General features: G+C 68.5%; 11 protein-coding genes. 6 read left to right on the forward strand and 5 right to left on the reverse strand.

Translation table 11 applies throughout. The features are described from left to right. Positions 1–38: 38 nt before the first annotated feature. On the forward strand, positions 39–1,166 hold the full coding sequence (gene tgt, locus GGQ98_RS03125; protein ID WP_184064944.1) for a tRNA guanosine(34) transglycosylase Tgt: 1,128 nt from the start codon (positions 39–41) through the stop codon (positions 1,164–1,166). Next, positions 1,166–1,936: an enoyl-CoA hydratase gene (locus GGQ98_RS03130; protein ID WP_184064947.1), complete on the forward strand. Its 771-nt coding sequence runs from the start codon at positions 1,166–1,168 to the stop codon at positions 1,934–1,936. The genes tgt and GGQ98_RS03130 overlap by 1 nt, the downstream gene beginning before the upstream one ends. Here GGQ98_RS03130 and GGQ98_RS03135 read toward each other — a convergent pair. Together GGQ98_RS03135 and GGQ98_RS03140 are read right to left on the reverse strand one after the other, a co-directional pair. Further along, complete coding sequence (locus GGQ98_RS03135) at positions 1,933–2,745, reverse strand: enoyl-CoA hydratase-related protein (protein WP_184064950.1); 813 nt, start codon at positions 2,743–2,745, stop codon at positions 1,933–1,935. The genes GGQ98_RS03130 and GGQ98_RS03135 overlap by 4 nt on opposite strands. Positions 2,746–2,849: 104 nt before the next feature. Next, positions 2,850–3,104, reverse strand: coding sequence for a PepSY domain-containing protein (locus tag GGQ98_RS03140; RefSeq protein ID WP_184064953.1), 255 nt, complete (start codon positions 3,102–3,104; stop codon positions 2,850–2,852). Positions 3,105–3,215: 111 nt separating this feature from the next. Between GGQ98_RS03140 and GGQ98_RS03145 the strand changes: the two genes are divergently transcribed. Genes GGQ98_RS03145 through GGQ98_RS03155 form a run of 3 tightly spaced genes read left to right on the forward strand, consistent with a single transcriptional unit; the run spans position 3,216 to position 5,577 of the window. Beyond that, positions 3,216–3,560, forward strand: a complete 345-nt coding sequence (locus GGQ98_RS03145; protein ID WP_184064957.1) for a PepSY domain-containing protein — start codon at positions 3,216–3,218, stop codon at positions 3,558–3,560. Then, positions 3,560–4,222, forward strand: coding sequence for a response regulator transcription factor (locus GGQ98_RS03150; RefSeq protein ID WP_184064960.1), 663 nt, complete (start codon positions 3,560–3,562; stop codon positions 4,220–4,222). Before GGQ98_RS03145 ends, GGQ98_RS03150 begins: the two co-directional genes overlap by 1 nt. Continuing rightward, positions 4,222–5,577, forward strand: a complete 1,356-nt coding sequence (locus GGQ98_RS03155; RefSeq protein WP_184064963.1) for an ATP-binding protein — start codon at positions 4,222–4,224, stop codon at positions 5,575–5,577. Before GGQ98_RS03150 ends, GGQ98_RS03155 begins: the two co-directional genes overlap by 1 nt. 3 nt (positions 5,578–5,580) lie before the next feature. On the opposite strand, the gene GGQ98_RS03160 is transcribed toward GGQ98_RS03155, so the two are convergent. The 3 genes from GGQ98_RS03160 to GGQ98_RS03170 form a co-directional block, all read right to left on the reverse strand. After that, on the reverse strand, positions 5,581–6,231 hold the full coding sequence (locus tag GGQ98_RS03160; RefSeq protein ID WP_184064966.1) for a carboxymuconolactone decarboxylase family protein: 651 nt from the start codon (positions 6,229–6,231) through the stop codon (positions 5,581–5,583). A gap of 71 nt (positions 6,232–6,302) precedes the next feature. After that, positions 6,303–8,417 (reverse strand): malate synthase G, encoded by a 2,115-nt coding sequence (locus GGQ98_RS03165; RefSeq protein WP_184064969.1) that lies wholly within the window; start codon positions 8,415–8,417, stop codon positions 6,303–6,305. A 14-nt stretch (positions 8,418–8,431) separates the two neighbouring features. Next, the gene (locus tag GGQ98_RS03170; protein WP_184064971.1) at positions 8,432–8,863 is read right to left on the reverse strand and encodes a GlcG/HbpS family heme-binding protein; all 432 of its coding nucleotides are present in this window, start codon (positions 8,861–8,863) and stop codon (positions 8,432–8,434) included. A gap of 113 nt (positions 8,864–8,976) precedes the next feature. On the opposite strand from GGQ98_RS03170, the gene GGQ98_RS03175 reads away from it, so the two are divergent. Beyond that, the gene (locus tag GGQ98_RS03175; protein WP_184064974.1) at positions 8,977–9,873 is read left to right on the forward strand and encodes a LysR family transcriptional regulator; all 897 of its coding nucleotides are present in this window, start codon (positions 8,977–8,979) and stop codon (positions 9,871–9,873) included. The last annotated feature ends 197 nt before the right edge of the window (positions 9,874–10,070 follow it).

Genomic DNA, 10,070 nt, shown 5'->3' on the forward strand with positions numbered 1-10,070 from the left:
CGGTTCCCTCTCGCGGGTGTTCGGTCTATGGGGCGGCGGTGACCGACCGCTTTTCCTTTTCCGTCCATGCCCGCGAGGGCCGCGCCCGCACGGGCACCATCCGCATGCTGCGCGGCGAAATCCGCACGCCCGCGTTCATGCCCGTCGGCACCGCCGCGACCGTCAAAGCGATGAAACCCACGGACGTGCGCGCGACGGGCGCGGACATCATCCTGGGCAACACCTATCACCTGATGCTGCGCCCCGGCGACGAGCGCATGGCGCGCCTCGGCGGCCTGCACCGCTTCATGGGGTGGGACCGGCCGATCCTCACCGATTCGGGCGGCTATCAGGTGATGAGCCTTTCGGACCTCACCAAGGTGACCGAAGAGGGCGTGCGCTTCGCCTCGCACCTCGACGGTTCAAGGCACCTGCTGACGCCCGAACGCTCGATGGAGATCCAGCGCAATCTCGGCAGCGACATCGTGATGGCGTTCGACGAATGCACCGCGTTTCCCGCACCGCACGCCGTCGCCGCGAAATCGATGGAAATGTCGATGCGCTGGGCAAAGCGTTCGCGGGACGCCTTCGACGGTCACGCGCACGCGGGCCGCGCGGCGCTGTTCGGCATCCAGCAGGGATCGATGTTCGAGGATCTGCGGCGGACGTCGTCTGGGGCGCTGACGGAGATCGGCTTCGACGGCTACGCGATCGGCGGGCTCGCGGTGGGCGAGGGGCAGGCGCAGATGTTCGAGGTGCTCGATTATGCGCCGGGGCTGCTGCCCGAAGACCGGCCACGCTACCTGATGGGGGTCGGCAAGCCCGACGACATCGTGGGCGCGGTGCAGCGCGGCGTCGACATGTTCGACTGCGTGCTGCCGACGCGATCGGGCCGCAACGGGCAGGCCTTCACGCACGACGGGCCGATCAACCTTCGCAACGCCCGCTTCGCGGAAGACACAGGCCCGCTCGACCCGGATTGCAGCTGCCCGGTCTGCGCCACCTGGAGCCGCGCCTATATCCACCACCTGGTCCGCTCGGGCGAAATCCTGGGCGCGATGCTGATGACCCAGCACAACCTCTCTTTTTATCAGCAGTTGATGGCGGGGCTGCGACAGGCCATCGCAGAGGGGCGGCTGGAGGCGTTCGCGCGCGCGTTCGTCAGCCGCTACCGAAGGGAGACCTGATGGCGATTGTCGAGATCGAGCGCTGCGGGGGTTACGCCGTCGTCACCATGAACCGCCCCGACGCGATGAACGCGCTTTCGGCGGCGCTGCGCAGCGACCTCGCGCGCGCGTTCGACGCGCTGGAGGCTGATCCCGACATCCGCGTTGCGATCCTGACCGGCGCGGGCGAGCGGGCGTTCACCGCCGGGCTCGACCTCAAGGAACTGGGATCGGGCGCGTCGAGCCTTGCCGACGCCGTCACGAAAGAAGACCCGGTGAGCGCGATCGGACGATTTTCAGGCCCGGTGATCGCGGCGATAAACGGGGTCGCCATCACCGGGGGCTTCGAACTCGCGCTCGCCTGCGACGTGCTGATCGCGTCGGACACCGCGCGCTTCGCCGATACGCATGCGCGCGTCGGCCTGATGCCCGGCTGGGGGCTGAGCCAGCGTCTGAGCCGCGCGATCGGCGTTGCCCGTGCCAAGGAACTGTCGCTGACCGGCAATTTCATCGACGCCGCGACGGCGGATCGCTGGGGCCTCGTGAGCCGGGTCGTCGCGCCTGCCGAATTGATGCCGACGGCGCGGCGCGTTGCGGAGGATATGCTGTCGGCCGATCCCGAGACGCTGAAGGCGCTCAAGGCGCTGATCGACGACGGGTTCGCGCTCCCCTTCGGTGAGGCGATGGCGCTGGAGACGGCGCGGGCGGCGGGCAATAGCGCGATCGGCGCCGCAGCGGTCGAGGCGCGGCGAAAGGCCGTTCTCGACCGGGGCCGCACGCAGGCGGGCTAGCGCCCCTTGAAGTTCGCCGGGCGCTTTTGCAGGAAGGCGCTGACGCCTTCCGCGAAATCCTCGGTCAGCCCTGCGAGGCGCTGGTTGCGGCGCTCGACCATCAGGCCTTCGCTGAGCGTCGTGTCGAGGCACTGGCGCAGGCCCTGACGGATCAGCGCATACGCCTTCGTCGGGCCCTTCGCGAGCCGCGCGGCGAGCGCCTGCGCCTCGGCCGCAAGCGCTTCATCGTCGACCACCTTGTAGATCATGCCCCATTCGAGAGCCTGCGCGGCGGGCACCTTTTCGCCCAGCATCATCATCGCCTGCGCCCGCGCGCGGCCGGCGAGGCGCGGCAGGAGCCATGTCGAGCCGACATCGGGCACGAGGCCGATATTGATGAAGGCCTGCAGGAAATAGGCGGAGCGCCCTGCGATGACGATATCACCGGCAAGCGCAAGCGATGCCCCCGCCCCCGCCGCCGGGCCGTTGACGGCGGTGATGAACGGCAAAGGCAGATCGAGCAGGCGTTCGAGCAGCGGGTTGAAATGGCTTTCGAGCACCTTTCCGGTATCCGCCAGACCGGCAGGAAGACCGCTGCTGTCCGGCGCCGCGCCCGCGTTCCCGCCCGAAAGATCGGCACCCGAGGAAAAGCCGCGCCCCGCGCCTGTGAGCAGCAGGACACGCGCGGTGCCGCCGTCGCGCACCGCGTCGATCGCGTGGATCATCTCGCCCACCGAATGCGTGCTGAGACCGTTCAGCACCTCGGGCCGGTTGATGGTGAGCGTCGCGATGCCGTCCTGTTCGTCGAGCAGGATATGTTCGTAGGCCATGCGCATCTCTCCCTGTCACTTTCCGGGAGATGCTTAGCGGCATCGGGCGACAAGGGAACCAGTCAATTGAAAGGGGCAGACGCCCGACCGGTTCCCCTGCCCGCTCAATCGTCGAAGCGCCGGTCGAGCACTTCGCCGGTCCGGCGGTCGAGCAGCAGTTCAACCCTGCGGTTGCGGTTGTCGCGGCCCTCCACCTCGATCGTAGAGCCCTTGATCTTGATCTCGTCGGCGCGCACGCCCTGTTTCGCGGCGTGCCTTTCGGCAGCGCCGAACGATATCGGCTTTGCGGCAGGCGCGGCTGCGGCGGTAAACGGCATTGCGGCCACGAGCATGGCGGCGGGAAGGACGAATCGGTTCATGTGCATCTCCTTGCGTTGTCGCCGTATCGGTAAGCGCAGCGGGCTGACAGGCGGCCTGCCGGGATCGTCAGCGAAACGTCAGCGGCGGCCTGCTAGGCACCGGCGATGCGTATGAGCCTGAAGCCCCGCCTTCGCGCAGTCTCGTTGACCCTGCTGGCCGCAACGGGCGCGCTGGCGCTTGCCTCCGGCGCGCCCGCAAAAGACAAGAAAGCACAGCACAAGGCCGCAGAGGCGACCTCGATCCGCGCCGCCGTGGAACGCGGCGATATCCTGTCGCTGCCCCAGATACTGGCGCTCGCACAGGCCCGCGTGCCGGGCGACGTGCTGAAGATCGAACTCGAGCAGGACGACGGCGTGCTCAGCTACGAGGTGAAGATCCTGACCAGAAAGGGCCGCGTCCGCGAGGTCGAACTCGATGCGCGCACGGGCGCGCTCATCGGCATCGAGGACGATTGATGCGCCTGCTGGTGGTGGAGGACGATCCCGACGTCGGCGACGACCTCGTCCGCGCGCTCGGGGATGCGGGCTTCCTCGTCGATCTCGCCGTGACGGGCGACGACGCCTGGTTCCGAGGCGATACGGAAAACTACGCCGCCGTCATCCTCGATCTCGGCCTGCCGCGCCTTGACGGCCTCAGCGTTCTGAGGCGCTGGCGCAGTGCGGGGCGCAACTTCCCCGTGCTGATCCTCACCGCGCGCAGCGAATGGACCGAGAAGGTCGAGGGCATCGACGCGGGCGCCGACGACTATCTCGCCAAGCCCTTCGCGATGGGAGAACTGGTGGCGCGGATGCGGGCGCTGCTGCGCCGCGCGGCCGGGCATGGTTCCCCGCTGATCCGTATCGGCCGCCTGACGCTCGATACGAGCCGCATGTCCGCGCACGTCGATACGCGCGCGATCCGCCTGTCGCCGCTCGAATACCGGTTCCTTGAATTCCTGGCGCATCAGCGCGGCGGCATCGCGGCGGTGCACGATATCGCCGAGCATCTTTACGGCACCGCCGATGCGGGCGACGCCAACGCGATCGAGGCGCTCGTCACCCGGCTGCGCCGCAAGACCGGCCAGGGCGTCGTGGAGACCCGGCGCGGCTTCGGCTACGTTCTTTCGGAGGACGGCTGATGCCGCTGCGTTCGCTGCGGCTGCGGCTGCTGGCGAGCGCCGGGGCTGCGATCTTTCTTGCGCTCGGTGTCGCGGGCCTGGGTCTCGACCTGCTGTTCGAACGCCATATCGAGCGCCGTGAAGCGCTTTCGATGGAGGACAAGGCGCACGAACTGCTCGCGGCGCTGAGATTCGATGCCGGCGGCAAGCCGCTCGTCGATCCGCCGCCCTCCGACAACCGCTTTCTTCAGCCGGCGAGCGGGCTTTACTGGCAGGTGAGCGCCGCAGACGGGCAGGCCCATTCGCCCTCGCTCTGGGATCAGTCTCTCGCCTTCGTCCCCGGCGCACCGGACGATCATTGGCGCGCCCGCCGCGTTCCCGGCCCCTTTGCGCAGGGGCTGCTCGTGATCGAGCGCATGGTCGAGCCCGACCGCAGCGGCCGCGCCGTTCTGGTGCAGATGGCGACCGACGACAGCGCGCTCAGCGATACGCAGCGCGAATTCGGACGGGAAATGATCGGCTCGCTCGCACTGTTGTGGCTGGTCCTCACCGCCGCCGCCTACGGACAGGTGGTGCTGGGGTTGCAGCCCCTCGGCCGGATCCGCGTCGAACTGGATCGGATGCGCCGCAACCCGGGCGCGCGGCTGTCGACCGACCATCCTGCCGAAATCGACCCGCTGGCGAACGCGATCAATTCTCTCGCCGACGCCCGCGCAGGCGATGTCGACCGGGCCCGGCGCCGCGCCGCCGATCTCGCGCATGGCCTGAAGACCCCCCTCGCCGCGCTCGCCGCGCAGAGCCGCCGTGCGCGCGAGGCGGGCGCCGATGCCGCCGCCGATGGCCTCGACCGCGCGATTGCCGCTGCGGGCGCGGCTCTGGAAGCGGAACTTGCGCGCTCCCGCTCCGCAGTCGCCCGCGAGGCTCAGGCCTCGTCGCACGCGAACGTGCTGGCGGCGGCCGAAGCCGTTGCCGCCGTCATCGAGCGCACCGAGGCGGGGGAGCGCATCGTGTTCGAGATCGATGTGCCCGACAATATGGAGCTGCCGTTCGCCGCTTCGGACCTCGCCGAAATTCTGGGCGCGCTGATGGAAAACGCCGCGCGCTTCGCCCGGCGGCGCGTCTCCGTGTCCGGCGCGGTCGCGAGCGGCGAGGTGTGCGTGACCGTCGCGGACGACGGCCCCGGCATCGCCGACACGCGCGCGGCGACGGCGCTCGTGCGCGGTGGGCGGCTTGACGAGGCCGGGCCGGGCCACGGCTTCGGGCTGGCTATCGTCAGCGATCTGGTAGGCGCCACCGACGGCACGCTGACGCTCGGCACCGGCCCGCTCGGCGGGCTCGAGGTTCGCCTCGCGTGGCCGGTCGCCGCAGCGTCTTAGATATTATGTTGGCGTTGCGGCTGGCGGGCCGCCGAGGAAATCGGCGGCGCTGAACCCTTCGGGCGCTTCGACCTCGACGATCGGCTCCGCGCGGTTGTCGTATTCCATGCGCAGCGCGCGGGTGATGACGGCGTGCATGTCGTAGAGGCAGGCGATGTAGGTGAATTCGAAAATCTGCTCGTCGTCCCAGAAGGTCTTGAGCGTGTCGAAGACGGCATCGGGAACGCGCCCGCCCGCGCCGGAGAGGCAATCGGTGTAGGCGAGGACGGCGCGCTCCTGTTCGTTGAACAGGGGCGAGACCGCCCAGTGCGGGATGGCGGCGATCTTGTCGTCGCTGACGCCGAGGCCGCGCAGCGACTTGCAGTGCTGGGAGAAGACGAACTGGCTTTGCTTCACCCACCCGGCGCGGGTCTGGCCAAGCTCGCGCAGCACGGGATCGATGCGGCGGGCGGGGTTGCGGTAGAGCGCGAAGCCGTCGACGGCGTGCTGGAAGATATCGGGCGAGAGCGCATAGACGGTCCACCAGTCGCCGGGCGTGCCGGTCGCGGTGCCGGGCTCGGCGACGGGGCAGCGATCGCCGAACAGGCGCGTGTAATAGCGCTCGACGACCTCGTCCTTGATTTCGGCGCGAGGCACCTGGCGGAGCACGGGCATGGGATTTCCTCCGGTCGTCTCTGATACGACCGGGACGGTGCGTACCGCCTGTGCCCGTGTCAACCGGGTATTTAGTATACTAACGAATTTGCCGCCTTCACCTTCGCGCGGAAGGCGTGGAGCAGCGGCTCGGTGTAGCCGCTCGGCTGCGAAACGCCTTCGAACACCAGCGCGCGGGCAGCCTGGTAGGCGAGGCTGGTCGCTTCGTTCCCCGCGAGCGGACGGTAGAGCGCGTCGTCTGCGTTCTGCGCATCCACCTTCTCGGCCATGCGCGCGAAAGCGGCGTCGATGTCCGCCGCGGTGCAGACGCCGTGCAGCAGCCAGTTCGCCATGTGCTGCGAGGAAATGCGCAGCGTGGCGCGATCCTCCATCAGGCCGATGTCGTGAATGTCCGGCACCTTCGAGCAGCCGACGCCCTGATCGACCCAGCGCACGACGTAGCCGAGAATGCCCTGCGCGTTGTTGTCCAGCTCCTGCCGGATTTCCTCGGGCGACCAGTTGTGCCCGGCGGCGAGCGGCAGGGTTAGGAGCGCGTCCAGACTGTCGATCCCCTCCGCGCGGCGCTCTTCCTGCCGCGCGAACACATCGACAGCGTGATAGTGCGTCGCGTGCAGCGTCGCGGCGGTGGGCGAGGGCACCCACGCGGTGTTCGCGCCCGTCTTGGGATGCCCGATCTTCTGATCCAGCATGTCCGCCATCCGGTCCGGCGCGGCCCACATGCCCTTGCCGATCTGCGCGCGGCCCGAAAGCCCGCAGGCGAGGCCGATCTGCACGTTGCGGTTCTCGTAGGCGGTGATCCACGCCGACGTCTTCATGTCGCCCTTGCGGATCATCGCGCCCGCACGCATCGAGGTGTGCATCTCGTCGCCGGTGCGATCGAGGAAGCCGGTGTTGATGAAGACGATGCGATCCTTCACCGCCGCGATGCACGCCGCGAGGTTCGCCGAGGTGCGGCGCTCTTCATCCATCACGCCGACCTTGATCGTGTGGCGCGGCAGGCCGAGCAGATCCTCGATCGCATCGAACAGACGGTTGGTGAACGCGGCCTCTTCGGGGCCGTGCATCTTGGGCTTCACGATGTAGATCGAGCCCGCGCGGCTGTTCACGAAACGGCCCTGGCGCTTGAGGTCGTGAACGCCAATGAGGCTGGTGACGATGCCGTCGAGGATCCCCTCGGGGGCTTCCGACCCATCGGAGAGCCGCACGGCGGGCGTCGTCATCAGGTGGCCGACGTTGCGCACGAACAGAAGACTGCGGCCGGGCAGCGTGAAGGCGGTGCCATCGGGGGCGGTGTATTCGCGGTCGGCGTTCAGGCGGCGCGTCATCGGCTTGCCGGCCTTCTCGAACGTGTCTTCGAGGTCGCCCTTCATCAGGCCGAGCCAGTTCGCATAGGCCGCGACCTTGTCTTCCGCGTCCACGGCGGCGACCGAGTCTTCGAGGTCGACGATCGTGGAGAGCGCGGATTCGAGCACGACATCGGCGAGGCCCGCCGGATCGTCGCGGCCGATCGGGTGCGCGGGATCGATGACGAGTTCGATGTGAATGCCGTTGTGGCGCAGCAGGATGTTGTCCCCCGCATGGCCCACAAGCTGCGCGGGATCGGCGAGCGCGGGGGTGCCGCCCGTCCAGCCCGTCCACGATCCGCGCGCAAGCGGCACGGCGCGATCGAGGAACGCCTTCGCCCACGCGATCACCTGCGCGCCGCGCGCGGGATCGTAGCCCTTCGCGCTGGTTGCGCCCGGAATCGCGTCCGTGCCGTAGAGCGCATCATAGAGGCTGCCCCAGCGCGCGTTGGCGGCATTGAGCACGAAACGCGCGTTCAGCACGGGGACGACAAGCTGCGGCCCGGCGAGCGTCGCAAGCTCCGCATCGACATTCTGCGTGGTGACGCCGAACGGCGCGGGTTCCGGCACCAGATAACCGATCTCGCGCAGGAACGCCTGATACTGCGCGGCGTCGAGCGGCTTTCCGGCGCGCGCGGTGTGCCAGGCGTCGATGCGCGCCTGCAGATCGTCGCGGGTGTTCAGGAGCGCGGCGTTTTCGGGCGCGAAGCGGGCGTAGATATCCGCCACGCCCGCCCAGAAAGCGTCGGCGTCCACGCCCGTGCCGGGCAGCGCCTGCGCTTCGATGAAGCGGGCAAGGCTGGCTGCGATCCGGAGGCCGTTCTTTTCGATCATATCCGTCATCGTCATGTCCTTTGTCAGGCGCCCTGCGCCTTGAGATTTGCCGCCGCGATCCCTGCGAGCGCGCAAAGCTCGTCGTTGTCGGACGTGTCGCCGGTGACGCCGACGGCGCCGAGGGCGCGGCCTGCATCATCGAGGACGATCACGCCGCCCGCCGCCGGAATGAGACCCGAAGGTGCAATCGCGCCCAGCGACGCGATGAAGCCGGGGCGCTCTGCGGCCATTTCGCCGATCCTGCGGCTGGAGACGCCGAGCCCGAGCGCGCCTGCGGCCTTGCCGACGGCGATGTGCGCGCGCAGCGTGGCGGTGCAATCTTCCCGTTCGAAGGCGATCAAATGGCCCCCGCCATCCACCACGGCGACGCCGAGCGGCTTCAGGCCGAGCTGTTTGCCGTGCGCAAGCGTGGCGGCGATGATCGTTCTGGCCTGATCGAGGCTGATGGTGCTCATACGGTCTCCGGGATGGTGCAGCGCGTTCATAGACGAACGCGAACTCGTGCGGTAGACGAACGAAAATTAAAGCAGCTTTTCACCACAGGAATAAATCGGATGGATGCCGCCTGATGGACGCAGACTATGCTTTGTTCGCGAAGATCATCGAAAGCGGCAGCCTTTCGGCGGCGGCGCGCGCGGTGGGGCTGTCGCCTGCGATGGTTTCGAAGCGGCTGGCGCGGCTGGAGGCGCGGCTCGGCGCGGGGCTGGTGAACCGCACGACGCGGCGGCTCGCGCTCACCGAAACGGGGGCGCGCTTTCACGCAGACGTGCTGGCGATCCTGAAGGCGGTGGCGGAGGCCGAAGCGCGCGCGAGCGGGGAGACGACGGGCAGCCCGGCGGGGCTGCTGCGCGTGTCGGCGCCCACATCGTTCGGGCGGCTGCACATCGCGCCGCACCTGAAACGGTTTCTGGACGATTATCCGCGCATCACGCTCGATCTCGACCTTTCGGACGGGTTCGCGGACCTGATGGCGGCGCGCATCGACGTCGCCGTGCGGATCACGCCCACGGGCGGCGGCGGCGTGAGCGCGCGGCGGCTGGCGACGAACCGCCGCATCCTCTGCGCCGCCCCCGCCTATATCGCGCAGCGCGGCACGCCGGAGGACACGGCAGCGCTCGCGCGGCATCAGTTGCTTGCGGCGACGGGCCAGTTTCCGTGGCGGCTGACGGGCGGGGACGGGAGAACGGTTTCCATCGACGGCACCAGCCGCGTGCGCACCAATTCGAGCGAGGTCGTGCGCGAGCTGTGCATCGCCGGGGTCGGCATCGCGCTGCGATCCCTATGGGACGTAAGCGCCGACCTCGCCGCCGGGCGGCTGGAGCGCATCCTGCCGGACTGCGAGGGATCGGCCGACGTCGGCATCTACGCCGTATCGCCGCGCCGCAGCGAAATCGCGCCTGCGGTGCGGGCGTTCACGGATTTTCTGGAGGGGCTTTATGGGCCTGTGCCGCCTTGGGAGGGGTGATAACGGCAATTGACTGGTTTGCTGTTATAACTGAATGTGCACACATAATAGCGCGCCTGATGGATTGGAGTCCTAATGCAAGTCCGTCATTTATCTGGCACATGACGTGACCCCCTGGTTTCCACCAGCACGGATTAGAGTCCGGCAGCTTTGTTGCGCATGAGCGCGGGTTGAGCAATGGCCTGCGAAGCGGAGCC

The organism is Sphingosinicella soli, assembly GCF_014199685.1.
GTDB classification, from domain to species: domain Bacteria; phylum Pseudomonadota; class Alphaproteobacteria; order Sphingomonadales; family Sphingomonadaceae; genus Sphingosinicella; species Sphingosinicella soli.

Excerpts from the sequence above, each read along its gene's own strand:
- GGQ98_RS03170 (WP_184064971.1), bottom strand. The coding sequence starts at position 8,863 with ATGAGCACCATCAGCCTCGATCAGGCCAGAACGATCATCGCCGCCACG.
- GGQ98_RS03160 (WP_184064966.1), bottom strand. The coding sequence starts at position 6,231 with ATGCCCGTGCTCCGCCAGGTGCCTCGCGCCGAAATCAAGGACGAGGTC.
- GGQ98_RS03175 (WP_184064974.1), top strand. The coding sequence starts at position 8,977 with ATGGACGCAGACTATGCTTTGTTCGCGAAGATCATCGAAAGCGGCAGC.
- GGQ98_RS03150 (WP_184064960.1), top strand. The coding sequence starts at position 3,560 with ATGCGCCTGCTGGTGGTGGAGGACGATCCCGACGTCGGCGACGACCTC.
- GGQ98_RS03140 (WP_184064953.1), bottom strand. The coding sequence starts at position 3,104 with ATGAACCGATTCGTCCTTCCCGCCGCCATGCTCGTGGCCGCAATGCCG.
- GGQ98_RS03165 (WP_184064969.1), bottom strand. The coding sequence starts at position 8,417 with ATGACGGATATGATCGAAAAGAACGGCCTCCGGATCGCAGCCAGCCTT.
- GGQ98_RS03130 (WP_184064947.1), top strand. The coding sequence starts at position 1,166 with ATGGCGATTGTCGAGATCGAGCGCTGCGGGGGTTACGCCGTCGTCACC.
- GGQ98_RS03135 (WP_184064950.1), bottom strand. The coding sequence starts at position 2,745 with ATGGCCTACGAACATATCCTGCTCGACGAACAGGACGGCATCGCGACG.
- GGQ98_RS03145 (WP_184064957.1), top strand. The coding sequence starts at position 3,216 with ATGAGCCTGAAGCCCCGCCTTCGCGCAGTCTCGTTGACCCTGCTGGCC.
- GGQ98_RS03155 (WP_184064963.1), top strand. The coding sequence starts at position 4,222 with ATGCCGCTGCGTTCGCTGCGGCTGCGGCTGCTGGCGAGCGCCGGGGCT.